General features: G+C 42.4%; 21 protein-coding genes and 1 pseudogene. 8 read left to right on the forward strand and 14 right to left on the reverse strand.

The features are described 5' to 3' along the window. Positions 1–446 precede the first annotated feature (446 nt). Positions 447–2,036 (forward strand): Na(+)/H(+) antiporter NhaB, encoded by a 1,590-nt coding sequence (nhaB, locus tag GFB47_RS07275; RefSeq protein WP_153447378.1) that lies wholly within the window; start codon positions 447–449, stop codon positions 2,034–2,036. A 134-nt stretch (positions 2,037–2,170) separates the two neighbouring features. After that, positions 2,171–2,695, forward strand: a complete 525-nt coding sequence (gene dsbB / locus GFB47_RS07280) for a disulfide bond formation protein DsbB (protein ID WP_153447379.1) — start codon at positions 2,171–2,173, stop codon at positions 2,693–2,695. A 594-nt stretch (positions 2,696–3,289) separates the two neighbouring features. Here dsbB and GFB47_RS07285 read toward each other — a convergent pair. Beyond that, positions 3,290–4,330 (reverse strand): porin, encoded by a 1,041-nt coding sequence (locus tag GFB47_RS07285; protein WP_456119758.1) that lies wholly within the window; start codon positions 4,328–4,330, stop codon positions 3,290–3,292. 527 nt (positions 4,331–4,857) lie between these two features. Beyond that, on the reverse strand, positions 4,858–5,514 hold the full coding sequence (locus GFB47_RS07290; RefSeq protein ID WP_153447381.1) for a YecA family protein: 657 nt from the start codon (positions 5,512–5,514) through the stop codon (positions 4,858–4,860). 177 nt (positions 5,515–5,691) lie between these two features. On the opposite strand from GFB47_RS07290, the gene dusC reads away from it, so the two are divergent. Then, positions 5,692–6,639, forward strand: a complete 948-nt coding sequence (gene dusC, locus GFB47_RS07295; RefSeq protein WP_153447382.1) for a tRNA dihydrouridine(16) synthase DusC — start codon at positions 5,692–5,694, stop codon at positions 6,637–6,639. Here dusC and GFB47_RS07300 read toward each other — a convergent pair. From GFB47_RS07300 to yfbV, 5 genes are all read right to left on the reverse strand, one after another. Then, positions 6,632–8,104 carry a sensor domain-containing diguanylate cyclase gene (locus tag GFB47_RS07300; protein WP_153447383.1) on the reverse strand — a complete coding sequence of 491 codons (1,473 nt, stop codon included), beginning with the start codon at positions 8,102–8,104 and terminating at the stop codon, positions 6,632–6,634. The two genes, dusC and GFB47_RS07300, sit on opposite strands and share 8 nt — an antisense overlap. Positions 8,105–8,234: 130 nt before the next feature. Next, entirely contained in the window at positions 8,235–9,029 is a 795-nt protein-coding gene (locus GFB47_RS07305) for an ABC transporter ATP-binding protein (RefSeq protein ID WP_153447384.1), read from the reverse strand. After that, positions 9,026–9,958 carry an ABC transporter permease gene (locus GFB47_RS07310; protein ID WP_153447385.1) on the reverse strand — a complete coding sequence of 311 codons (933 nt, stop codon included), beginning with the start codon at positions 9,956–9,958 and terminating at the stop codon, positions 9,026–9,028. The genes GFB47_RS07305 and GFB47_RS07310 overlap by 4 nt, the downstream gene beginning before the upstream one ends. Positions 9,959–10,125: 167 nt before the next feature. Beyond that, the gene (locus GFB47_RS07315) at positions 10,126–11,094 is read right to left on the reverse strand and encodes an ABC transporter substrate-binding protein (protein WP_153447386.1); all 969 of its coding nucleotides are present in this window, start codon (positions 11,092–11,094) and stop codon (positions 10,126–10,128) included. Between the two features lie 234 nt (positions 11,095–11,328). Then, positions 11,329–11,778, reverse strand: a complete 450-nt coding sequence (yfbV, locus tag GFB47_RS07320) for a terminus macrodomain insulation protein YfbV (protein WP_153447387.1) — start codon at positions 11,776–11,778, stop codon at positions 11,329–11,331. A 349-nt stretch (positions 11,779–12,127) separates the two neighbouring features. Between yfbV and GFB47_RS07325 the strand changes: the two genes are divergently transcribed. Both GFB47_RS07325 and pta read left to right on the forward strand, forming a co-directional pair. Continuing rightward, positions 12,128–13,324 (forward strand): acetate kinase, encoded by a 1,197-nt coding sequence (locus GFB47_RS07325; protein WP_153447388.1) that lies wholly within the window; start codon positions 12,128–12,130, stop codon positions 13,322–13,324. Between the two features lie 133 nt (positions 13,325–13,457). Then, the gene (gene pta, locus GFB47_RS07330; protein ID WP_153447389.1) at positions 13,458–15,599 is read left to right on the forward strand and encodes a phosphate acetyltransferase; all 2,142 of its coding nucleotides are present in this window, start codon (positions 13,458–13,460) and stop codon (positions 15,597–15,599) included. 132 nt (positions 15,600–15,731) lie between these two features. On the opposite strand, the gene GFB47_RS07335 is transcribed toward pta, so the two are convergent. Further along, complete coding sequence (locus GFB47_RS07335) at positions 15,732–16,610, reverse strand: Tim44 domain-containing protein (protein ID WP_153447390.1); 879 nt, start codon at positions 16,608–16,610, stop codon at positions 15,732–15,734. 179 nt (positions 16,611–16,789) lie between these two features. On the opposite strand from GFB47_RS07335, the gene GFB47_RS07340 reads away from it, so the two are divergent. From GFB47_RS07340 to GFB47_RS07350, 3 genes and pseudogenes are all read left to right on the forward strand, one after another. Next, complete coding sequence (locus GFB47_RS07340) at positions 16,790–17,401, forward strand: TetR/AcrR family transcriptional regulator (protein ID WP_153447391.1); 612 nt, start codon at positions 16,790–16,792, stop codon at positions 17,399–17,401. 92 nt (positions 17,402–17,493) lie between these two features. Next, positions 17,494–18,762 (forward strand): annotated as a pseudogene (locus GFB47_RS07345) (MFS transporter); the annotation flags it as partial. A 177-nt stretch (positions 18,763–18,939) separates the two neighbouring features. After that, a complete protein-coding gene (locus GFB47_RS07350) occupies positions 18,940–19,872 on the forward strand; it encodes a YeiH family protein (protein ID WP_153447393.1) in 933 nt (310 codons plus the stop codon). A 32-nt stretch (positions 19,873–19,904) separates the two neighbouring features. Here the strand turns inward: GFB47_RS07350 and GFB47_RS07355 are convergent, their stop codons facing one another. The 6 genes from GFB47_RS07355 to GFB47_RS07380 form a co-directional block, all read right to left on the reverse strand. Next, positions 19,905–20,087 (reverse strand): hypothetical protein, encoded by a 183-nt coding sequence (locus GFB47_RS07355; RefSeq protein ID WP_225874249.1) that lies wholly within the window; start codon positions 20,085–20,087, stop codon positions 19,905–19,907. A 215-nt stretch (positions 20,088–20,302) separates the two neighbouring features. After that, complete coding sequence (gene menE, locus GFB47_RS07360) at positions 20,303–21,805, reverse strand: o-succinylbenzoate--CoA ligase (RefSeq protein ID WP_225874250.1); 1,503 nt, start codon at positions 21,803–21,805, stop codon at positions 20,303–20,305. 74 nt (positions 21,806–21,879) lie between these two features. Next, positions 21,880–22,932: an o-succinylbenzoate synthase gene (gene menC / locus GFB47_RS07365; RefSeq protein WP_153447394.1), complete on the reverse strand. Its 1,053-nt coding sequence runs from the start codon at positions 22,930–22,932 to the stop codon at positions 21,880–21,882. Between the two features lie 87 nt (positions 22,933–23,019). Further along, positions 23,020–23,832 (reverse strand): 2-succinyl-6-hydroxy-2,4-cyclohexadiene-1-carboxylate synthase, encoded by an 813-nt coding sequence (gene menH / locus GFB47_RS07370; RefSeq protein WP_153447395.1) that lies wholly within the window; start codon positions 23,830–23,832, stop codon positions 23,020–23,022. Beyond that, positions 23,822–25,696 carry a 2-succinyl-5-enolpyruvyl-6-hydroxy-3-cyclohexene-1-carboxylic-acid synthase gene (menD, locus tag GFB47_RS07375; protein WP_153447396.1) on the reverse strand — a complete coding sequence of 625 codons (1,875 nt, stop codon included), beginning with the start codon at positions 25,694–25,696 and terminating at the stop codon, positions 23,822–23,824. Before menD ends, menH begins: the two co-directional genes overlap by 11 nt. After that, complete coding sequence (locus GFB47_RS07380) at positions 25,693–27,000, reverse strand: isochorismate synthase (RefSeq protein ID WP_153447397.1); 1,308 nt, start codon at positions 26,998–27,000, stop codon at positions 25,693–25,695. Before GFB47_RS07380 ends, menD begins: the two co-directional genes overlap by 4 nt.

Genomic DNA, 27,000 nt, shown 5'->3' on the forward strand with positions numbered 1-27,000 from the left:
AAAACTTACAATATACCCTCGTCACACTATTGGTCTTTCAATTTTACATGATTAGATTTCACGCTTTAATTTGTAATATTATATGCCCTAATTATAAATGAGAGTATTATAACGGCTATAAATCGAGGTGTTTCCAACAGTATTAAGCCTTCGATTCAGAAACAAATTGTATCAATTTAATTGTGTTACTTTTGATTTCATATAAAAATCTATGTGGTTCGATAATTTCAACCATTAATGTTTACTAATTGTTATTGATGTGTATCCTTTTGTTTGAATTTAAACAATCGGCTTTATGAACGGTTGCCTTGTTATTTATACACTTGAAATATATGACTTACTTGACCCTTATGAGCTTTGCAAATTTGCGTTTATTGGCAACTTTGAATTAAAAATCAGGCATAATAGTACCTGATTTCAACTTTTATCGAAAAAAGAGTATAACCATGACCATGAGCTTAGGACGAGCATTTACTAAGAACTTCCTTGGTAAAGCACCTGATTGGTACAAATTAACCATCATTGCTTTCTTAATAATTAACCCATTCGTATTCTTTCTGATCGATCCCTTTACGGCTGGTTGGTTACTAGTCGCTGAATTTATTTTCACTTTAGCAATGGCATTAAAATGTTACCCATTACAACCAGGTGGCCTACTGGCGATTGAAGCGGTTGCGATTGGCATGACCAGTGCCGAGCAAGTAAAACATGAACTTGCCGCTAATATTGAGGTTTTGTTACTGCTTATCTTTATGGTGGCCGGTATCTACTTCATGAAACAACTGTTGTTGTTTATGTTTACCAAAATTTTACTCGGCGTGCGTTCAAAAATTCTTTTATCAGTCGCATTTTGTGTTACGGCCGCTTTTCTTTCTGCTTTCTTAGATGCCTTAACGGTGATCGCCGTGATCATTAGTGTGGCGATTGGTTTTTATGCCATCTACCACCGCGTTGTATCGAACCCGAATTCACAACATCATGATCATACTACCGATGAAATGGTGCCGGATATTACTCGTACCGATTTAGAAGATTACCGCGCCTTTTTACGCTCTTTATTGATGCATGCGGGCGTCGGTACTGCGCTTGGCGGCGTAATGACTATGGTGGGTGAACCGCAAAACTTGATCATTGCAGACCAAGCAGGTTGGGGATTTGGCGAATTCATTTTGCGTATGGCACCGATTACCGTCCCTGTATTTGTGTGCGGTATCATCACTTGTATTTTAGTTGAAAAGTTTAAAATATTTGGCTATGGCGCTGAACTGCCTGATAACGTGCGCACTATATTGCTAGAAGTTGATCAAGAAGAACAAAAAAAACGTACTAAGCAAGATATTGCCAAACTGTATGTTCAAGGCATTATCGCCGTATGGTTGATCGCCGGTTTAGCCTTGCACCTAGCCGCAGTTGGTTTGATTGGTTTATCCGTTATTATTCTTGCCACTTCATTTACTGGCATCACCGAAGAGCATGCGCTTGGTAAAGCATTTGAAGAAGCGTTGCCCTTTACCGCATTACTCGCCGTCTTTTTTGCCATTGTTGCGGTGATCATTGATCAGCACCTATTCAAACCGATCATCCATGCGGTGTTGGAGCTAGAAGGCAACAAGCAAATCTCGATGTTCTATATCGCCAATGGTTTACTGTCGATGGTATCGGATAACGTCTTTGTTGGAACCGTCTATATTAATGAAGTCAAAACCGCATTACTTGAAGGTGCTATCAGCCGTAAACAGTTCGACTTATTAGCAGTTGCGATCAATACCGGGACTAACTTGCCGTCGGTAGCCACGCCAAATGGTCAAGCTGCATTTTTATTCTTGCTTACTTCAGCATTAGCACCGTTAATCCGATTGTCCTACGGCCGAATGGTGATCATGGCACTGCCCTATACCATCGTACTGGCTATTGTCGGTTATCTTGGCATTCAGTATTTATTAGAACCTCTAACCGCTTATTTCCATCATATTGGCTGGATCACTACCACCACAATTGAAATTGCGACGCAGGGATCACCCGTAATAGGGCATTAATGGTTTACTATTAATAAAAGTCGTTTCATAATTGCTATTAATAAAAAGCATTCAAAGCTCTGAACTTTCAGAGCTTTTTGCCATCTATATACCAACATAGTAATAGCAATAACTTTATTAGACTCTAAAAGGATATGTTCGTGTCTTTCCTACCATCATTAAAACAGTTTTCACTCCAGCGCCGTGCATGGCTGATATTGTTCCTTTTTATTATTTTCTTTGAATCTTGCGCACTATTTTTCCAACACGTTATGATGCTATCGCCCTGTGTTATGTGCGTATACGAACGTGTGGCGATGTTAGGCGTGGCAAGCGCAGCCTTGATTGGTTTAATAAACCCTCGTAACGCCATGCTGCGCTATATAGGGCTTGCAGGTTGGGCATATACCGCCTTTAGAGGGTTTGAATTAGCCCGTGAGCACGTTGGCTTTCAACTCCACCCTTCCCCTTTTTCGACCTGCGATATTTTTCCGCAATTTCCAAATTGGGCACCGCTCAATCAATGGGCACCATGGATGTTTGAACCTACCGGCGATTGCTCTAAAATTGTGTGGCAATTTTTAAGCTTATCAATGCCACAATGGTTAGTGGTCATTTTTGCTTGTAACTTAATTGCGGTCACTGTGATTATTTTAGCTCAGTTTTCTAAAGCCAAATAGCCACCTACAACACCATAATTGAGAAGACCCTATCGCTTCGGTTATTAATCGTGGTTGATAGGGTCTTTTTTTGTGTCACGTTCGCTTCACAGTGAGAACGCATCACCTCACCAGGCTTGACGCATTGTGAGTTAGTGAATAAATGAGTGAATGGGTGAAGCTAGTTTCATCCCTCGTATCCATCAGCGATATCAGGATTATCCCACAGCACTTAGGTTCTAAAATACTGGCAGATGCTTTTAAAGCTCTGCGGAGTGGTAAAAATTAGAGATGGCAATAGGCAATAACCCACATAAAGACCCAACAGGGAGAGGTTATACCAATTGCATAAATTTATCATCGTTCAAAATTGAGTACAGAGAAAAGTGTCAAAGGTCATGGATGGCCTTTTCACAAGCGGCCAGGACGGATCAGCGTCTTTTCAGCGTATTCAAATTGATCAAATATTAAATGGAATTGACATTAGATAACCAAGTAGTGGCTACGACCGTTAGCATCATTAACAATGATTGGATAGGATGATTAAATTTCAGGCATAAAAAAACGCCAGCACTCAGGCTGACGTTAATAAATATTACCTTTTATACTCTCAAATTAGAAAGTATAAAGAAGACCTAGACGCATGCTATCTTCAGCATCACGAAGTGTCGCACCAGAAACTTGGTAATCATTGAATGTGGCATCGCCTTTATCAAGACCGTTTAGTTTATAAGAAACGTAAGCGTATAGATTTGGAGTGAAGTCATAACCACCGGTTAATTCGTACCAGTTATTAATAGTATCGCTATCAGCTTCTTGGTTCTCGTAAGCACCAATTACGCGGAAACCATTGTTCCATTTGTATTGCGCAGATGCTTCAACACCATCAAAATCTTGTTTATCGTTTAAATCACCATTAGTGTAAGTCGCTGCAAGGTATAGACCTTCAGTAGTTACACCATAGCTAACACCTGCAATAATTTGATCTGCTGTATCACCACGATAAGCTACGCCAGCATTATCTTCGATACCGTTTGAAGCATAACCTACCGCAAACCCAACACCCATTGGCAGGGTGTATTTCGCAGCAACACCGTAACCGTTAGTATTATCTTTATCACCTAAAATAACGTTGGCCTTAACCGTTAATGCATCATTATCTAGGAAATTGCCTGCATATTGAATGTTGTTATTTACTTGCTCATCGCCAGCTGCGATCATGTTTTTCTGCGCGCCAGAGTAAGTTGAGATATCTGACATTTGAGAAATCATAACGGTAGAAGTATCTTGACGACCGAAAGTGAAATCACCGACGTTGGTTTTGAAACCTGCAAATACATAACGTAGGTTAAAACCATTATTATCGTTACTATTATCGCCAGATGAATTCACATCTTGCTCAGCTTCGTAGAAACCAATACCTGAGATGCTATCAGTAATTTTGGTTTCACCACCAACGTTAATACGGAAACGTGAGCCATTATGCATCGTACCGTCAATTTTATCGCCGTTATCTTGACCAATAAAGTCACCACGGAACTCGGCACGACCGCCGATGTCTAATTGAGTAGAATCATTTTTGTAAACAGTGGCAGCGTTAGCGCCGGCAGCAGCAGCAAGAGCTGCGATAGCTAAAGCAATATGAGTCTTTTTCATTGTCATTATCCTAATATTTAAGAAGGTATCTTCTTACTAGTTAAACTGTTGAGAACTTCTTGAAGTCAGTGGTTTCCACTAACATTTGGTTCTCTAGCAGTCATGAATTCTTTTTTATCACCAAAACAGTATAGACACGCTTATTGGTAACGGTGTGGGTACTTTTTACGTGAAAGTTCACATTTCGATAAGTAAAAAATACTAATATCTCATCCAAAATCTCGTCAAAAACGCCAATAAACCCGTAAGACACTGATAACAATAGAAACCATTGGAATTAAAAGATTTTAAATTATTTAATAACCCCATCGTAATTTAGATTTTTTTTTATTTATTTATGGTTAAATGTGTGATCTATATCGACAATGATTATACCTAATGGTTTGTTTCACCGATGAATTCATGGCTATTAAGAAAAAACCGCCTCCTTCATTGACTGAGATAAGGCGATTTTATCGTATGGGAAATATTTCTATGTACAGAGAAAAAGACTCAATCATTACGTATGTTTGTTTAAAATAAACTTATTACGATTTACCGCAACACTGTTTAAACTTCTTACCACTGTCACATGGACAAGGATCATTTCGCCCCAAGCCTTTATACGGATTGATGTACTGTGCTTGTTTACCTTGCATTAATTCATTGGCACTATGAGCAACTTCGTTAATCATCAAGTTTAATTGCGGCAACATTTGTTTTAAACACGGCACTTCTGTTATGCCAGCTGCTTGCATTTGTTGTTGTGTTTGCTCTTGATCAACAATCAACATAAAAGTAGTCAATAACGCCTGTAGCATTCGCACGCTACCATCTGAAATTTGTCCTGCTTCATTCCAACCATTTTCCACCACTGGCCATATTGACATAAAACCCTGTGCCGTTGCTTGCAAGGCTGCATGATCCACTAAATCAGTATTCACTGATCCTAAAGGCTCGGTTAACGTGATTTTCAATAGCGTGAATAAATCATAATCTGACACCATTAAATAAGCATATTGTTGTTCAAAGCGAGTCACTAAGGCTTGTTTGGTATCCGCTTCAATATCGGCTATTAGTGGTTCAATCCACTGCTCTGGTGTTAAAGGTTTTGGGCTCATATTAGCCGCTAAGATCACCCCTTCCCAAAATTCGGCTGGATACTGGCTGCTACTCACAGTTTCATTATCGATTAAATCATTCATTAATATTATCTCGTTTAAATTTTCGCTTAGTGTACCAGTTCCGCCTTTTTCAGCCATTAAAAACCCAGTAACCCAATGAACGTTGCTACTATAAGATCACGCTAGCCAGTGACATTTCCCAGCTTTGCCTCTACAATCTCGCCTCTTTTCTTCGCTGTTATATATTTGAGGTTCACTATGCGCGTTATTCTTGGTCCAATGGAGGGGGTTCTCGATCACTTAATGCGAGAAATACTCACCAATCTTAATGATTATGACCTATGCGTAACCGAATTTGTGCGTGTGGTGGATCGCCTCTTACCGGAACATGTTTTTACTCGGCTTTGCCCTGAATTATTGCATGGTTGTACCACCCGTTCGGGTACGCCAGTTCGGTTACAGTTATTGGGACAAGATCCTAATTGGATGGCTGAAAATGCGGTGCGCGCGGTGGAGTTAGGCTCTCATGGCATGGATATTAACTTTGGTTGCCCCGCTAAAATGGTCAATAAAAGCAAAGGTGGCGCAGCACTGTTACAACACCCCGAATTGATCTATCAAATAGTAAAATCTTGCCGTGATGCTATTCCAAAAGATATTACAGTATCCGCCAAGATCCGCTTAGGTTGGGAAGATCCACAAGATTGTTTTGAGATTGTCGATGCAATTGAACAAGCCGGTGCGACAGAACTGACCGTTCATGCCCGCACCAAAATGGGCGGTTATAAAGCCAGTGAAATTAAGTGGGAATATATCGAACAAATCAAGCAACGGTGCCAACTGCCGATTATTGCCAATGGGGAGATTTGGAATTATCAAGATGGACAAGACTGCTTAACGCAAACCAAAGCCGATGCCTTAATGGTCTGCCGAGGCGCGTTTAATGTGCCCAATCTTGGTAATGTAGTTAAACATAACCAAGCGGTAATGGCGTGGGAGAAAGTGGTTGACCTAATGCTGGACTATTCAATGTACGAGATCGAAGGCGATAAAGGGTTATATTACCCCAATCGGATTAAACAATGGTTAGCTTACTTGCGCCAAGAATACGCTCAAGCTGATGATTTATTCCGTAATATCCGTCGGTTCAACAAAGCTGAACCGATTATTGATTATATTCAGGCTTTGAAAGATCAGATCAAATAATCACTCTGTTTTTACCGGATTGCTTAGCAACATACAGCTTGTCATCCGCTTCTTTTAATAATGAATCGAAGGTATGTTTTTCTCCAGTTGGTCTGATTATTGCGCCACCTGAAACTGAAAAACCACTTTTCATCACTCGATGTGAACCTTTGGTGATTTCTTTTTGAACTCGGGTCAGCGCATCGATAATCTTGGTTTCATTACTGCCTTGCATATACACCACAAACTCTTCACCACCAAAGCGCGAGACAACATCAGATGCGCGCGTATTACGGTGTAAAACTTGGCCGATATAACAAATCACTTCGTCACCGATATCATGACCATAAGTATCATTAATGGTTTTAAAGTCATCAATATCAAAGATTGCGACACCTTCAAATTCTTGTTGGATCACACCTTTATATGCCAGTTCTAGTCCACGACGATTTAGCAATGAGGTCATGGGATCACGCTGTGACAGTTCACGGAAGTAATGTCGCTCGTAATTCAGTTTGAGATAAATAAAAATAGAGGTGGTAAAAATATACAATAATAAAATCCCAACTAATCTTTGGATATTATTATTGAAAAAGCCTTGTACTTCTTCTAACCAAGACCATTGAAAATACATCACTTGATTAGTTTTAACCCCTTCAATCCAAACCGGTCTTGGCATCCGTGCATCACTTGGCAAGGCTCGCTCATCATCAGGGCTAAAGCGAATATTTTTACTCAGAGGCTCTGAGGCGAGAGATAATTTTGAGATCAATATATCTAATATCACCACCCCTTCGAATTGATCGTTATCATATAACCCTGTAGATACCGTCAATATTGGTTTACCAGATATAACGTCGTTATGCGGACCAGTAAGAGTAATATTATTAGTGCTATCTTGGGTATTTTGCCAATAGTTTCTATGGGTTAAAATCGGAACTGCATTTTTATCCAGCAAACGCACATTTTCTGCTGGCGAGGCTACCATATAACCTTTCGGCGAAATATAATATAAACCCGCAATGTACGGCTCCAACTCACTTAAAAATGAGAACGAAGAGGCTACGGTCAATTTACTCTCAATATCTTGATAGACTGGGCTGTTAGGATCGCAACTGCCCTCTAAGCCTTTAACGGCATAGTTCACTTTTAAGACGTTTTTGTTATCAGTGCGATAAGCGGATTGCATTTTTTCTTGACTAGGAAACCAAGTACAAAAACCTTCACTATCCGTTTGGCGATTATAGGGGATATTACGGGTACTTTTCGGGCTACCATTGGTGAAATATGTTGAGAATATATAGTTAGTTGCCCCTAACACTTTAATCGAATGCTCCAGCTTACTAGTCATTCGGCCATATTCAATATTCACTTCTTCGCCTAAGCTTTTGGCGTAATTTAGCGCCAAAATAGCAACCATCATTAAAGCTAATGCTAAAGGCGCTAAAATAGCAGTTTTATAGGTGATTTTCGATTGATGATACATAAGAAAGGAGAAACCAAAAAGTTAGACTAAAACACTATATCAGATGTCTAATCAGTTAAATAGCAGTGAATTAAAGAGAGAGATAGTAATGATGGCGCAACCGATTGCGCCATCATTACTTACATTTTAGTTAACTCAGCAACAAACTGTCATCGCTTAATTCCTCTCCTCTCACTTTAGAAAACATTTCTAATAGCTCAGGAACTTGCATCCCTTTACGTTTATCACCATCGACATCCAGTACAATCTCGCCCTGATGTAACATAATGGTGCGGTCACCACAAGCCAAGGCATCTTTCATCGAGTGAGTCACCATCATGGCAGTCAAATTAAACTCTTTAACTACTGTTTTGGTTAGATCGATCACAAACGCTGCCATCCGAGGATCAAGCGCGGCGGTATGCTCATCAAGCAGTAACAGTTTGCTCTCCGATAAGGTTGCCATCACCAAACTCACCGCTTGACGTTGGCCGCCAGAAAGCAATCCAATATTGTCACCTAAGCGATCTTCTAAGCCTAAACCTAAAATACTAATGCGATCTTGAAATATTTTACGACGTGAAGCAGACAATGCCATATTCCACCCGCGTCGTTTACCCCGTGAATAAGCAATCGCCATATTTTCTTCAATGGTCAGATCGCCACAGGTTCCCGCCAACGGATCTTGAAATACCCGCGCACACATTTGAGCACGTTGATGCACCAATTTCTTAGTCACATCGACATTATCAATCTGAACTTGGCCACCGATCATCGGCGTTTCACCTGTCACAGCGCCTAGTAAAGTCGACTTACCCGCACCATTAGAACCAATAACAGTAAGAAACTGATGCTGCGGCACTTTAAGTGACACTTTACGCAATGCTTTATTTTCTAAAATACTGCCAGGGTTGAAGGTCACTTCAATATTTTTTAGCTCAATCATAGTGACTCCTTATTGGCATCTGACGCTTGTATAATGGCGAGTTTGGCTGCCTTTTTTGCTTTCATACTGCTTTTTATTTTTGGTGCAACAAGGGCTACCGCAACTAATAACGCGGTGACTAAATTAAGATCAGACGCTTTCATACCAAACATGCCGGTATTGAGTGCAAATTGAATCGCAATACGATAGAGCACCGACCCCACAATTACCGCCACTACTGCGACCCAGATCTTACGACTAGGAATAAGTGTTTGACCTAAAATCACCGCAGCTAAACCAACCACTATGGTTCCTGCGCCAGAAGTGACATCGGCAAAACCACTGGTTTGCGCTAAAAGAGCGCCAGCAAAGCCAACCAAGCCATTGGATAGTGCTAATCCAAAATAAGTATAAAACGCTGTACTAGCGCCTTGAGCCGACACCATACGAGCATTCACCCCAGTGGCTCTTAACGCTAAACCAAAATCACTGTTTAACAACCGGATGACTAATAATCCTGCCACCACAACCACAACCGCCACCGCTAAAGGACGAATAAATAAATCGCCTCCGAACGCTTCTAGTGGAGTAAAAATCGTCTCTTCCCCTAATAGAGAAAGATTAGGCCTTCCCATAATACGGATATTTATCGAAAAAGCGGCTAGCATGGTCAAGATGGAAGCTAATAAGTGAAGAATGCCACAGCGAACCGCGAGAAAAGCCGTTACTAGGCCACTCAAACTGCCGACAAAAAAAGCCAGCCCTGTAGCGACCCAAGGATTAACGCCCGCCACTAAAGCCGTCGCGGCTACTGCAGCGCCCATCGGAAAACTACCATCAACGGTTAAATCGGGAAAATCGAGAACTCGAAAAGTAATGTAAACGCCCAAAGCCACTAAGCCATATACAAGGCCTAACTCTAACGCGCCATAGAAGGCAAAAGCAGACATAACTACTCCTTTTCTGCTTATTCACTCTACGCAATCCATACTCAGTAGAGTGATACAACACCTTAAATTGTTAAGGTATGCTAAATAACAATACACCCTTTCATCTGGGCATATAAAACGAGCAGGTGGTTGGAATATATCTCCAACTCACCTCCTTTATTGGCGCACTATTTTTTGAATACCTTAGCGCGATCAACAATCGTGGTTGGGATAGTGACACCCAATTTTTTAGCTGCCGCTGGGTTAATAATAAGCTCTGATGCTTTGGCAACATGCACCGGTAACTCATTGGGTTTCTTGCCTTCCAAAATCGATACCACATAGTCAGAGGTTTGTATCCCGATTTGATAGTAATCTGCGCCTAAACCAATCACCGCACCACGGTCAACATAAGTAACAGAGGCTGCTAATACCGGTTTTTTGGCTTGGTTTGCTGCGGCAATCATGCCATCAATCGCACTGGCAACGGTATTATCAATCATGGCGTAGATTACATCAGACTTTGCCACGATCGCTTGAGTTGCCGATTGTACATCCGCACTCTTTAGCGCAGTACTCTCTACAATCTCAATGCCACGAGTCGCCGCTTCTTTTTTCAGTACTGTCATTAACGCCACTGAATTGGCTTCGCCTGGGTTATACACTACCCCAATGGTTTTTAGGGTTGGGATAAGCTCTTTGGCTAAATCAAGATGCTGAGCAATCGGTGACATATCCGACAGACCAGTAACATTGCCAGAAGGGTTATCTAACGACTTGACCAACTTTGCTTCAACTGGGTCGGTAACCGCGGTAAAGACAATCGGAATATTCTTGGTGGTTGCTGCCAATGCTTGTGCGGAAGGCGTGGCAATACCCACTAACACATCAGGTTCATTCCCAACAAACTGACGGGCAATCTGTGAGGCTATGGCAGGATTTCCTTGCGCAGTGCGATATTCTAGTTCAAGATTTTTACCTTGCTCGTAACCGTGCGATTTTAATCCATCGATCAAACCGTTACGAGTGGCATCCAGCGCAGGGTGTTCAACAATTTGTGATACATCCACTTTCACTGTTTTTGCTAATACACCTGTCGATGACAATAATGCCGCCCCAGCTAATGCCGCTGTTGCAATAATGTTTTTTGCTTTCATCTTAACTCCTTGATCCAGCAATTTGTGTTGTAGCTCTGTTATCATTAATCACTACCATTAATGGTAGTGATTAATACATTATTATCAGCTAATAACAAAAAAAGGAAGTCTTTGAGTTCACATTACCGTAACAATAAAGCCCCAAGCACTAATTCATAAGAGAACTAGGTCATTGAGGCTTTGATTAGCAAAAAATACTGGGGTGTTAGATATGGGGTTGCTAGGCGATTGCGATTAAAACCAACGTTCTAATGTCGCTTCATCCAGTTGTTTAAAAGCACGCTTTAACATGCTAGCTAATTCTTTATAGCGCGGTTGAGGCTTGATCGGTTCTTGCGCGATCCCGGACTCGGCGACTTTTTGATACAACTCGCGATACCAGTTGGCTAAACTTGGTGGTAATTGTGTGTTGGAACGTGTTCCTAGCCACCAAATCCCTTGTAAAGGTAAACTAATAGCAAACAATGCGATCACAATCGCTTGCGGCATCGCGGCTTGGTTATTAAACGTCATTTGTAGCAAAATACTTATCGCCGCCACTGCCGGCATCACTTTAATGCCAAAACGAGTTGCTTTGATCATACGTTGTTCTGGAAACATAGGCGCCAATTCTTTGCGAACTGGCCAGTGATCCATATAATGTTGACCCTCTTTAAATCGATGTATAAAGCTTACTCGACTCATGCCAACCTTCCTTTTGCTAAAAAAATTTTATAACAATTAAAAAATAACTGTAAAAAATTGATTAAAGTTAATATTGATACAACTTTTTTTTGTTATCTTACGCTATAATCGTTATCCTTTACGCGATTACAACCTTACATTGCATTTTTTTGCAGTGGTTATGGTGATGTAAATCGCATAAATCGTTTTTAGTACTAACGCATTTCTTACCACAATCCGTTGTTATGGCGGTTGTTATCGTAATGCGTTACCTATTTAAGAATAATACGACTATCCTTGGTTGTCGTCTATTTTTGAATTGTTTTATTTCATTACAGTTAATTTTCTGAACGAATACAGGTATTCACTCATGTCAAAGCTAGTCCTAGTTTTAAACTGCGGTAGTTCTTCACTTAAATTTGCAATCGTTGATGCGGAGTCTGGCGATGAACTTCTTACCGGCCTTTCTGAATGTTTAGGCCTTCCAGAAGCTCGTATTAAATGGAAGCTCGATGGAAAGCATGAAGCTCAACTAGGTAATGGTGCTGCGCACGCTGAAGCACTTAAATTTATCGTAGATACTATCCTAGCTTCTAAGCCTGAATTAGGCGAAGGCGTGGCGGCAATTGGTCACCGCGTTGTACATGGTGGTGAAAAATTCACATCATCTGTTCTTATTACTGATGCTGTTGTGCAAGAAATTAAAGATGTTACTACTCTTGCTCCTCTTCATAACCCAGCAGCGATTGCAGGTATTGAAGCGGCTAAACTTGCATTCCCTAATCTTAAGAATGTAGCTGTATTTGATACTGCATTCCACCAAACAATGCCGGAAGAAGCGTTCTTGTACGCGATTCCATACAACCTATACACAGAGAACAGCATCCGTCGTTACGGTATGCACGGTACTTCTCACCTATTTATTACCCGTGAAGTTGCAAACATCATGGATAAGCCAGTTGATCAAGTTAACATCATTAACTGTCACCTCGGTAACGGCGCATCGGTTTGTGCTATCAAAAATGGTCAATCTGTTGATACTTCAATGGGCTTAACGCCGCTTGAAGGTTTGGTAATGGGTACACGTTGTGGTGACCTTGATCCTGCGATCATCTTCCACATGCACGATGCACTAGGTTACTCTGTTGAAAAAATCAACACTATCCTAACCAAAGAGTCAGGCCTACAAGGTCTAACTCAAGTGACTTCGGATTGTCGTTTTGTTGAAGACAACTACCAAGATAAGCCAGAAGCAAAACGTGCGATGGATGTTTTCTGTCACCGTCTAGCAAAATACATTGCCGGTTACACTGCGACTTTAGATGGTCGTCTTGACGCTATCGTATTTACAGGTGGCATCGGTGAAAACTCTGGTCCAATCCGTGAGCAAGTCCTTAACCGTCTTGGCATCTTTGGTATCAAACTAGATAACGACAAAAACCTTGCTGCTCGTTTCGGCGGTGAAGGTGTTATCACAGCAGATGACAGCAGCATTCCAGCAATGGTTATCTCAACCAATGAAGAATTGGTTATTGCAGAAGATACTGCTCGCCTAACTGGCCTATAAAATCTAACAGGCTAACTTCGGTTAGCCTGTTTTCTTTCTGGTTAATGAATCCCTCATTGCCATTTTACATATACCCTCAAAACTTGAAGTCACCACTTCAATCAATGAGGGAATAGTTAGAGGAATATTTTTCATGTCTCGTACTATAATGCTTGTTCCTGTTAGCGCTGGTGTTGGTCTTACTAGTGTTAGTTTGGGTGTCCTACGCGCGATGGAGCGTAAGGGTGTTAATGTTTCTTTCTTCAAACCAATCGCTCAGCCTCGTGGCGGCAAAGATGTGCCAGATCTAACCTCTAGCATCATCGCAGCAAGCAGTGATATGAAGATTGCCGAATCAACACCAATGTCTGAAGCAGGCGCGTTCATTAGTAACGAAAAAATGGACGAATTGCTTGAGCAAATCGTGGCCCGTTACAATGCTGTTAGCACTAGCTCTGAAGTCGTGCTAATTGAAGGTTTAGTCCCAACACGTAAGCACCCATTTGCCAACCAAGTGAATGCTGAAATCGCCAAAACACTTGGCGCAGAAATCGTGTTTGTTGCGACACCTGCTAACAACAACCCAGCGCAACTTAAAGAGCGTATTGAGGTTGCTTGTTCTAACTTTGGTGGCACTAAAAACAAGAGCATTTCTGGCGTTATCATCAACAAGCTAAATGCACCTGTGGATGAAGCTGGCCGTACTCGTCCTGACCTGTCTGACATCTTTGATGAAACTATCGCACAAGCGAATATCGAAGTAATGCAGATCTTCAACTCTAGCCCAATCCGTGTATTAGGTTGCGTGCCTTGGAATGTTGAACTGATCGCCACTCGTGCTATCGATATGGCCAAGCACTTAAATGCGGACATCATTAATGCAGGTGAAATCAATACTCGCCGTATTAAGAGCATTACTTTCTGTGCACGTTCTCTGCCAAACATGATTGAACATTTCAAGCCAGGTTCACTATTAGTGACTTCTGCTGACCGTCCAGACGTGATCGTTGCTGCGGCACTTGCTTCTATGAACGGTGTTGAAATTGGTGCGATCTTGCTAACCGGTGGTTACGATATCCCTGAGAAAATTATTGATCTATGTAAGCCTGCATTTGAATCAGGTCTGCCGATCTTTAAAGCTCAAGGTAACACTTGGCAGACTTCGCTAAACCTACAAAGCTTTAACCTTGAAGTACCACAAGACGATAAAGAACGTATTGAATACATCAACGATCACGTGGCAAGCCACATCGATGGTCCTTGGATTGATTCTTTATCTGAAGGCACTGAAGGCATTCGTCGTCTAAGCCCACCAGCATTCCGTTACCAGTTAACTGAATTTGCTCGTCGTGCTGGCAAACGTATTGTGCTTCCAGAAGGTGATGAGCCACGTACAGTTAAAGCGGCAGCTATCTGTGCTGAACGCGGTATCGCAACTTGTGTACTACTTGGTAACCCTGACGAAATTCGTCGTGTTGCACAACAGCAAGGTGTTGAGCTTGGTGCTGGCGTTGAGATCATCGATTCTGCTAACGTTCGTGAAAACTACGTGGCACGCTTAGTTGAACTACGTGGTGCGAAAGGCATGACTGAAGTTGTGGCACGCGAGAAACTAGAAGATTCTGTATTCTTAGGCACTATGATGCTTGAAGCGGGCGAAGTTGACGGTTTGGTTTCTGGCGCGGTTCACACCACGGCAAATACTATCGTTCCTCCGTTCCAAATCATCAAAACTGCGCCAGATGCTTCTATCGTATCGTCAATCTTCTTCATGTTACTGCCTGATCAAGTATTGGTTTACGGTGACTGTGCAATCAACCCAGATCCAAACGCTGAGCAATTGGCTGAAATCGCAATTCAATCTGCCGATTCTGCCAAAGCATTCGGTATTGACCCTCGCGTTGCGATGATCTCATACTCTACCGGTACTTCAGGTAAAGGCGCAGACGTTGATAAAGTACGCGAAGCAACTCGTATTGCTCAAGAGAAACGTCCTGACTTAGTTATCGACGGTCCTCTGCAGTACGATGCTGCTATCATGGAGAACGTTGCGGCTTCTAAAGCGCCTAACTCTCCTGTAGCCGGTAAAGCGACTGTATTTGTATTCCCAGACCTAAACACGGGTAACACAACTTACAAAGCTGTACAGCGCTCTGCAGACCTAGTATCAATCGGTCCAATGCTACAAGGCATGCGCAAGCCTGTGAACGATTTGTCCCGCGGCGCATTGGTTGACGATATCGTCTACACTGTTGCTCTAACCGCTATTCAAGCCGGTCAACAAGACGCTAAATAATCTTTTATTAGATTGTTAAGCTCGCAAAAAATAAAACCCCAGCAATGATTAAATTGCTGGGGTTTCTTTTTATTACGTAAGCTTGTTTTATTACCTAAGCTCGTGGTTAAAGCCGAGCTACGGTTATTAAGGTTATGAGTTAGTTTGAATACCAACAATCAACCAAGGTGCATTTTGCGCGGTTAAATCACGTTCTAAATGCCATACCTCATCAATATCTTGCTCTACGTTTTCCACAGTATCACGGTAACGACCGCTAAACTGCAAGCTTAACTGTGCTTTTGAGGCATCATATTCACCGCGAACAATTTCAGTATCAACAAACATAACATCAGTATGTTGCTCACCTTCAAGCTCGGCACGTTCCGCTTTTAATTGCTCAAACAAACTTGGGGAAACATATTCTTCAATCGTTTCTAGTTGATTAAAATTCCATGCGCCTTGCAGCGTGCGGTAATGTTCACGCGAACCTTCCACAAATGCCACCCGATCAAATCCTGGTGGGAAGTTATGCGGAACATCCGATTGCCCTGTCGCCCCAAAACCACCGCCATTTTGAGTTTGTTCAAAATTTTGTACGTTAGGTTGTTCGAACTGTTGACGATTCATTGCGCCAGAAGAGTATGCAGCTTGAGGACCTCGATTGATGGTTGTTTTTTTTGCCCCCATCATGCCGCGTAAAAACTTAAATGCCACAAAAGCGATACCCGCAATGATCAGAATATCGAAAAATTGAATACCTTCAAAACCACCGCCCATAAACAAAGACGCTAATAAGCCCCCCGCCAATAAACCACCAAGCATTCCACCCATCATGCCACGGCGTGGTGAATTGGTTGCGCCTGGTTTATTTAGGTTATTAGTGTTTTGCATATTCTGTTTTGGCGCTGGTGCTGTCTTAAAGCTTTTACCGAATGATTTACCACCACCAAAGCGCTTCGCTTCAGCTGTTGGTACTGACATCATCGTTACCGTCACCAATGCAACCATCATGACAAGAAAACGTTTCATATTATTCCTTTCTTATTAAATTGAAGAATCTGTATGCATCATAGCTGCTATCTAAGAAGAATCTACTTATGCTATGTTTCAGAATATTGCAGTACCCGCATCAAATAATGCTATAACGCCTTGACGTTACACTGACATTCTCCGTATTATTCACCTATATTAATTACCTACGGTTTCCTATGGCAAGAAGAAATGACCACACGCGTGAAGAGTTATTCGCGCTTACATTAGATAAGGTGCGCGAATTTTTAGAAACACGCCCTTACCATTCATTAAGTTTACGTAAAATTGCCACTATGATTGGCTATGTACCCAGCACTTTAATCAATGTTTTTGGTAGTTATAATCTACTGCTGCTCGAGGTGGTTGGACAAACCTTGGATGAGCTATATCAAGAGTATGAAATAATTCAAAAACAAGAATTATCACCACTTGATACTTTAGAAGCTTTCTCTATTTGTTATTTTGAATTTGCGACGCGTCAACCCCATCGTTGGCAGTTAGTGTTCGAGCATAATATGCATGGTGATGAATTACCCAAACACGCCGCTGAAAGAATATTTCGCGTTATCCAAATGCTTGAAACTCAAATCAGGTTAATAGATCCTGAACAATCCGAGCAAAAAGTAGTCACCATCAGCCGAATCATTTGGGGTTCTGTGCATGGTATTACTGAGCTTAGTATTGGTGATCAGTTTTACACTAACTCTGAGTTAGAAGGCAAAGCACTGATCCATAACTTCTTTGATAATTATTTCTCTGGTTTAAAAGCTTCTGATTTAAAACAATAGTCATGTGAGAAAATCGCAGCTCTGATGTGAGTCACACCAATCGAGATACAGCAACAACATGCTTGATTTATCTTATTTAAGGCAGACAATTTATGTCATCTTCTTTATTGAAAAAACGTCGATTTCTGCCTTATTTCATCACTCAATTCCTCGGTGCTTTCAATGATAATATTTTCAAAAATACACTGTTATTATTGGTGGCATTCGCCGCAGTAGACACCCTCCCCGTATCCTCCGATATTTTTATTAATTTGGCTGCTGGCCTTTTTATTCTGCCGTTTTTTCTCTTTTCTGCCACTGCTGGTGTCTTGGCTGATAACTATGAAAAGTCGAAACTTATACGCATAATAAAAATGGCAGAAGTCATCATTATGTTGCTAGCCGCAATTGGGTTTTTATTTCATAGCTACCTCTCCTTGCTAATCCTGTTGTTCTTGATGGGGACCCAATCAGCCTTTTTTGGCCCCGTTAAATATGCGTTATTACCGCAACATCTTAAAGCAGGTGAATTAGTCTCTGGCAACGCATTGGTTGAAACTGGCACTTTTCTGGCCATTTTATTTGGAACTATTGGCGCGGGCTTTATTGCTGGTAGCGGTCATGCAGAAGTGATAGCAGCAGTGATGGTGATCATATTTGCTATATTGGGCTTTATCGCCAGCAATAAGATCCCAGCAGCACCTGCAGAAAAAAGCCACCAGCCATTTCAGTGGCAGCCAATTACACAAACTCAGCGAACATTGGCGATCGCCAAACAAAACAACCATATTTATCTCTCTATCTTAGCGATCAGCTGGTTTTGGTTTCTTGGCGCTTGCTATTTAACCCAATTTCCTAATTTTACTAAACACTATTTATTGGGCAATCAAGCCAGTGTTTCTTTGCTACTCACTCTGTTCTCAGTCGGCATCGCGGTAGGGTCGTTATTGTGCGCTAGACTTTCCCGCCATCAAGTGAATCTGAAGTTAGTGTTACTCGGTGGTGCACTGATTTCGGTATGCAGTTTCTTACTCGGCTTTAGTACCCCAAGTGCTATCACGACAAGCATTATCACACCAAGCAGTTCTTTATGGGCTTTTATTGCTCAGCCATCCCTGTGGGGTGTGTTCATTAGTCTATTTGGTTTAGGGATCTCTGGAGGGTTATTTATTGTGCCGCTTTACACTCAAATGCAAATCTTGGCGCAGCCGAACCAACGCGCCCAAGTGATCGCCGCCAATAATATCTACAATGCCATTTTCATGGTGGCAAGCGCGCTTATTAGTATCATCTGTTTAGCGATGCTCAATTTATCCATTCCTGATTTTTTTGAACTGTTAGCGGCATGCAACGCTGTGGTTATCTTTCTTCTTTGGTATAAAGCCGCTTCCGTGGCATAAAATGACAGCATAATAAACGAGTGAAGCAAAAATACTCATCTAATACCTCTTAGCGTTAAAAAAAACCAAACAATAGGTTAATAATATTAAACCCAACTATTATTAAAAATGAGGGTATTATCACGGTCCTTTTCTGTTCTCGCTATTGTTAGGTTTGTTATGATCCATTATTTACGTCAGTACGGTGTGTTTACTTTTGCCGCATTAATGTGCTTTACCCCTTGGGTAAACTCGCCAATTGCATTAACCATTGGTTTTTTGCTGGTAAGCTTTGGCTTTGTTCCCCACACTATCCCGTTAACCAAAATCATCAAGAAGTTATTAGCGTATTCTATCGTTGGCTTAGGTTTTGGTATCAATATCCAACAAGCAGTAAGCGCCACTCAAAATGGCTTTGGCATTATTGTGACTACTATTTTTAGTACCTTGATCATTGGTACCTTATTAGCAAAACGAATGGGATTAGAAAGAGAGACTGGGCATTTAATCGCTTCAGGAACCGCGATTTGTGGCGGCAGCGCGATTGCCGCCGTAGCCCCTGCGATTAATGCTAAAGATCAACCGGTAGCAATGTCTTTAGCTGTGATCTATGTGTTAAATTCCGTGGCGTTATTTTTGTTCCCAGTGATTGGGCACGCATTAGGCTTAAGCCAGTCTCAGTTTGGAACTTGGGCAGCAATTGCGATCCACGATACCTCATCGGTGGTCGGCGCGGCGCAAGCTTATGGTGAACAATCGCTGCAAATTGCCACTACGTTAAAATTAGCACGTGCGTTATGGATTGTGCCGGTCGCTTTTATCAGTGCCTTATTATTTAAGAATGACAGTAAGAAGATCACCATTCCTTTCTTCATTTTATTCTATATCGGTGCGATTGTATTTAGTGACCAAGTACCACAGTTTTCTGCCGTTTATCATGCGATTTATACCTTCGCAAAACAAACATTAGTCTTGTGTTTATTCTTGATTGGCTGTGGCATTTCAATTCAAAAACTAAAAGCCACAGGCCCGAAACCTATGATTTTTGGCGTGATACTGTGGGTAGTTATTTCGGTCAGTTCCCTGACTTGGATATTGACTCATATTCAGTAACACCCTATATGGCGCGATGATCACATTTAGGGTCAAACATGAGGCTCAATTTGGGCCTCTTTTTTATCTGCTCTGCGCCGCTTTTGATACTTAAAAGCTGAGACCACCACTAAAATAAACGCCCCTAATTCTGCAATAGCTGAGCTCAAACCTTGCGAACTTATCGAAACCGCAATCAATGCCAATACTGCAATCACTAATATTATCTTCATCATCAATCCTTGAATGCTTTTACTTGATGCACTTGATGATAATTATGGCTTAATCATTGCTGGGGGATAAATTCCGATTTGGACTAATACATAACTTTATCCGTATTATATCAATTCCATTTAATATTTGACCCATTTGAATACGCCGAAAAGACGCTTATCCGTCCTTAATCGCTTGAGAAAAGGCTATCCATGACCTTTAACACTTTTCTCTGTACTCAATTTTGATCCTTCATTACCTTTATTGAATTGAGATAATAACGTTTCAACTCAGCGCGGGAGATCTTAATTCCCGTAGAGAGAAGAGATCGAGGAATCAGAAAGTAGCCATCTGGGCATTTGAATTTATCTAAATATGACAGCAGGAAGGCTTTATATTCAGGCTCAGTCTGTAAGCTTGTGGTTTGTAAAAAAGCAATCGGGCGATGACCATATTGAGCATCAGCTACTGGGATCACGATGGCTTGGCTGATCTGTGGATGTTGGATTAACGCCGCTTCAATTTCTTCACAATGGATATTCTCACCACCGGAAGTAAATAAATTATCGGCGCGGCCCACGATCTCTATCTCGCAGAGATCCCCTTTATCCTCTTTTAGCTCATGCTCTATGCCGAGATCTTTAGTATCAAACCAAGGTTGTTGCTGAGTCACTAAAGGGGTGAGTTTACCTTGCGATAAATAACCTGCCGCCAACACTTCGCCCGCCACATAAATACGCCCTTGCTGCAGTTTGATTTTACGATGCGCAAGCACATGACCAGCCGTTGGCGAGCCATCGCACTTTTTGGCGATCACATTTGACGCCGTTTCCGTCATGCCATAACCGGCCCAACATTCGATCCCTTGCTCGGCCGCTTGATTGGTGAGTGAAACTGGAATATGTGCGCCGCCAAGCAGCACTCGTTTGAGTTTTAACGGCGCTGACACTGCTGCATCTAACACCCGTTGTAGCTGTGTCGGCACCAGTGATGCATGTGTAACGCCTTGCAGATCGCAGATTAACTCGCCGCTGCCAATCACCAATTGCGCCCCTTGAGATAACCAACGCCAGATAATCGATAAGCCCGAAACATGGTACATAGGTAAACTGAGCAACCATGAGTCTTGCGCATTAAATTCAAATTCAGCGATTAAACCTTGGGCGCTAGCAAGATGTTGCTTGGCTAAATGCACCACCGCTTTGGGAGTGCCGGTAGAGCCTGAGGTAAACACAATGCTGGCAGGGTTAGTCGGCTGGTATTGATTGAGTTGCGGGTTTGAACGGCTAGTGACAGTGCTAGCGCCACTATTATTAACCCCATCGATTTGAAGTGCCACAATCTGTGCGTTGTGTGTTGGATGAGCGGTAAACAAAGATGAATCCAACGCACTACAACCTTCTCCTAACCATAAGAATTGCGCTTGGATAATATCGAGTTTTTGCTGCAGCAAGGCTGGTGATTGCGGTGGGATCAACGCACATAATGCCCCCAATCGCACACATGCTAGATACAAGATCACCATATCAGGATGGTTTTTTCCAACCGCCGCTACAATGTTGTTAGCAGCCAATCCTTGAGTTACCAAATTCTGCGCCACCGCATCAATTTTTTGATCCAGTTGTTGCCAGCTATAACTGCAATCTGCTGTTTTCAAAGCGACTGCTTTAGCAGCAGGCGCTTTCAACATATTGGCTTGTTCCACACTTTTCTGATGCCAATGCTGGATCATATCGTTCATCGTGCTACTCGCATTAAAGGTCGAAAAACAAGGAATCAATCACGCCAACATTCGACTCTAGGGGCTGTTGACGGTTAAATATCTTTAGAGGGTTCGACACTGCTCCAGATTTTTTGTTGTTGCAATAGTGGGATCACCGGTAAGGTGCTTTCTGGCCACGGCAGCTGGAGTTGTGCTTTAAACAATTGCAGCGTATCTAAACCTGGGACTTGTTGCGGCGTTTTCCAAGCAGCAAAACGAGCCAGTTGTGTTAAACCGATTGTCGATTCTAAGCTTGAGCTGATAACCGCTTGCAGTCCATTTTTCTCTGCTTGCTCAATCAATTCAATACAACGTGCAATCGAACCAATCAATGTTGGCTTGATCACTATGGTATTGACACCATCAAAGCAGAGATCCTCAAAATTGAACTCTGCTTGGCTCGAATGCTGCTGCACACTTTGTTGCACTGTTTCATCCCAGCCAATATTAATGCCGGTTTGCTGAGCAAATTGAACACTTTGTTCTGGTGTTTGACATGGCTCTTCTAAAAAGGCGATGCGAGAGCGGTATTCAGGTGCAATATATTGAGCAAATTTTAATGCTTTGGCTAACTGCCAACTACGATTAGCATCTAACCGCAAATATAAATCTGGGATCGATTCTAAAAATAGATTCACTAACATGCCATCACGAATAGGCTCATACAGGCCCACTTTTACTTTGGCCACTTTTTGCAATAAATTTGCCGCTTGCATTTTTTCAAACACCGGCAATAATTCATCCGGATCGCCACTGCACAAGGGTGCGGTCAAGTATTGTCCTTGTGCTGGCAGTTCGTTATTCAACTCCAACTGCGCCATTGATAGACCAAAAGCAACCGAAGGATATAACACCTCAAACTGTGGCCATTGACCTGTCGCTTGCCAAAGTTCGAGCAATGGCAGCAACTGAGCTTGGGCTTGCTCAACCGTTTCGTCACTAAAGCTTGGTAGTGGTGCAACTTCAGCATAAACCATGCGCTCGTTGTCACTCAATTCAATGATCAAACCCTCGCGTTGCAACAAGCGTTGCTGGCGAACAATCACCCCGCTGTCCATTGGCAATTGATAACGGTAAAGAGAAGCTTGGCGAGTTGTATTTGTCATAAGAAACCATCATTAATGCGTATTTATAAAAACGAAAAAGGCATGTGAACAATACTCACACGCCTTATTAATAACTTTTTACTGTGATTATTTAGCTAAATCAAGTGAGATAAGAAACTCATCCACGATTTGAGCATATTGCTGCGGTTGTTCATGGTGCGAGTTATGCCCCGAGTTCGTGACTATTTTACAATTCAAACCACTTTCTTCAGCTAATGCTCTAAATTTTGCATCGTGTTCACCGCAAATATACAGCAACGGCAATGACTGAGCTTTTAACGCATCCAGCAGATAAGGCTGTTTCGACAATGAAGTCGCACGCAGCATACAACCTAATTGAGAGCCTAAATTATCGCTACGCATTTCGACTAACAATTCACGTTGCTCTTCAGTTAAAGTAGCAAACACACCTTGCTGATACCAATCAAACAACACTTCTTCCATTGATTCGGTCGCAAAGCGTTTCGACCAATGTTTATCGCCTTCCCAGCGCTGCATTTTATCTTCTTCCGCTTGGATACCGAAATTGCCGCCTTCTAAAATAGCACCTTTAATGTTCAGTTCTGGCAAGCTCTTTTGCGAAATACCATACATACTGATACGTGCACCTAAAGAGTAACCCACCAGCACTAACGGTGAATCTAAAGGCAATTTGCGTTTTTTCAACTGTGCCAAAATGGTCAATTGAATTTGCTGACAAGCCCCTTCAAAGTCATCCACTTCACAGTATTTGCTCATACCATGACAAGGTAAATCGACTTGAATTGATTGAGGAGACTTAAGATAAGAAAGACACCTTTTCCAATCTTGCGTCGAGCCTAAAAATCCATGTAAAAACACCGGAATTGGCTGAACGGATCCAGCCTCGCTTGAGTTATCCATTACTTGGCTATACAACATGAACTTTTACCGCCTGTAAAATAGTTTGAATTTGAGTGGAAGCTTGCTCGGGTGGTGTGATCACTTCCACCACCAAAGCTGTATTGGTTTCGCCTTGTTCAAAGCGTTGCACGTAATCGGTTATCCCTTGCAAGCATTGTGTCAGTAGTGCGGGTTGCAAGTAATCTAACCCAAATTGTTTGGCCGCAAATTCAAACTGATAGCCGTGTGGCATTTGATAAAGCGTTTGTTTTTGCGCATCGGGCACTGGCAGTAAATCAAAAATCGCGCCACCATCATTATTACTCACTAACACCACATGTGGCTTAGGCACACAGGTTAAAAGTGACAGTGAATTGAGATCATATAACAAAGAGGTGTCGCCAATTAAGGTCAACATCGCCTGTTGTTTTTCACGTTGAACACCGGCAGTGGTGGCAATTAAACCATCAATGCCCGATGCACCTCTATTAGTATAAACCGATGTATCTGGGATCGCACTCAGCATATCGACTAATCGGACAATCAAGCTATTGCCGATAAATAAATCACCGCTTCCTAGCGCCGCTAACAAAGCGGGTAATTGCTCGGCAAGTTGACATTCAGTCAGCGCGGCTTGTGGTTTTAACACCATCGCTTGGTTGAGCGCAGCCGGTTGATTAACAGCCGTAGATTGATTAATCACGTTTTGCGCCGCTTTACCCACCACCGACGATGCTTGTTGTAAATCATCGCCCCAATGTTGGGTATTCTGTGTTTGGTCGTTAATCGCAACTTGTAATAAACCAAGGCTTGCTTCGATTGACGAGACAGTGCGCAGTTGTGGTAAATGATCGGGGTTTAAAATACTGGCTGCAGGATCAAACAACCAATATGGGCAGGTTTCATGGTTAGCCATCGATTTAATCCAAAAACCAAGCCGTTTTGAGACTAATCGTGCGCCAAATTGCAAAATACAATCCGCTGCCGATAGCTGCTTTTGGTAGCCATCATTTTGTAACCACAGATCATAATGCGCCCAACCGCTGCTGATCCCACTTTGAGGATCGCACAACACAGGCCATCCGAGTTGCTCGGCAAATTGTCGAACCAACTGCGCTTGTTTAAGTGGCATTTTACCAACAATGACCACGCCTTTTTTATCCCCAATTTGATTGAGTAACGCTTGCTGGCGTTGATTGCTCACTTCGGCGTTCAATGCCGATTGAATGGTATGCTTGTTGTGGCATTGAGCTTGAACTTGAGATTTAGCTTGGCAGCGTGCTTGTTGCAAATACGGCAGATATTGCAGCTTTTGTTGCTCAGACTGCAAATACAGCGGCTCTGGATAGGGACAGTTAATATGCAGCGAACCCGTTTGACTCGCTTGCAGTGCTAAAGCCGATTGGATTTCAAGCAAGCTGTCCGCTAAAGGCGTATCAATACTTGGGCTTGGTAAATGCACGCTGGTCACCACATGCGATGAAAATATACCTTGTTGCTGAATGGCCTGATTAGCGCCAACACCAATTAAATTTTCGGGGCGATCGGCGGTCAGCAATACTAATGACTCCCCCGTTAACCCTGTTTCAGCCACCGCAGGCAATAAATTGGCTACCGCGGTGCCAGAGGTCACAATAATTGCGACTCGCTCAACTGCTTGTTGTTTATCCGCCGCTGCTTTTTCTCGACTGGCTTTGGCAAGACCAAGGGCTAAAAACGCCAATCCGCGCTCATCAAAGTGAGTATGCAGCGTAAAGCCATGTTGCTCAGCAAGTTCTAATGCTTCTAAGCTTAATGGCGTTGAGCGAGATCCCGGCGCAATACAGATATGTTTCACTCCGTTCTCCGCCAAGGTTTCTAACAGAGCTTGCGCCCAAATTCGGTTGATCCCTGCCTGACTCACGCCAACTCCTCATTATCGTTATGATCGGAAATAAGACTGAGCAAGGTGGCGGTTTTTCGATTCAATTCTTGCCATTCATATTGCGCTTCTGAGCCTGGAACAATTCCCGCACCGGCATATAGCTTAACGGTATTATCGTTAATTAAAGCACTGCGGATCGCGACGCAAAACTCGGCTTTATCGTGACCAAAATAGCCGACCGAACCACTGTACCAACCACGGGTAAAGGGCTCATTAGTGCGAATAAATTGGATCGCATCATCACGCGGTAATCCCGCCATCGCCGCGGTCGGTTGCAACGCCGACAGCAATTGCACCCCTTTGACATTTGAAGATAGATTTGCATGGATCGGCCGAATCAAATGCTGCACTTTTCGTAGTTGAATTAAAGCCGCGTCCGGTTGCACGTCGATATTGCTGGTATAAGGCGCTAAGCACTGCACAATATCATCGACGACGATTTGGTTTTCACGCAAATTTTTATCGTCGGATAATAGCCATTGTGATAAACGTGCATCTTCTTGTGCATCGTCGCTGCGACCAATGGTTCCAGCGACCGCTTCGGTAGCTAAACTTTCCCCAATTCGGCTGTATAATCGCTCTGGAGTGGAGCCCATAAAACCATGATGCTCTGAAAACGACAGCAAAAAATGAAAGCTATTATGATTAATCGCGCGGCTGGCTTTAAGCAAATGGGTGGCTCGGATCGGCGCGGGTAATTCAACATTGGTTTTACGCGCTAGCACCACTTTCTCAAACTGATCATTATCAATCGCGCTTAAAGCTTTATTAACAATATGCTGCCATTCATTAAATTGAGGAGAATAATGAATGTTACCCACTTGAGGTTGCAGTGGCGGGATCGGGCTATATTGGGTTTTTAGATGATGCAAGACTTGTAAGGTACGCTGAACGTCACTTGATAGATTGATATTCAAGCTCCAATTATCATCTTGACGGATCAACTCAACGATAGGTAAAAAGAAATAGCAAGACTGACGCTGAGTTTTCGATTGCTCATTATCAAACGCTTTACCGCCCCACACGCGCTGATTATCGCCTAAAATCGTGTAGGCAGCAGAAGGATCGGTAAACGCATGCAGTTGTTCTAAAGCGACCACTTCTTCTCGGCCATCGCGTGATTGCCAATAAAACTTAGGAAATAGTGGTTGCGCCTCTAACCAATCTATACTGCAAAAATCATTGGGTATTGTTACGCTTTTACTGAGGCGATTTCCATCCGCCGCTTGTCCATTTTCCACTCGTTCAATTAAGGATAAAATCACTTGATGCAAATCAGACAA

It is taken from the genome of Vibrio algicola (genome assembly GCF_009601765.2).
Lineage (GTDB): Bacteria > Pseudomonadota > Gammaproteobacteria > Enterobacterales > Vibrionaceae > Vibrio > Vibrio algicola.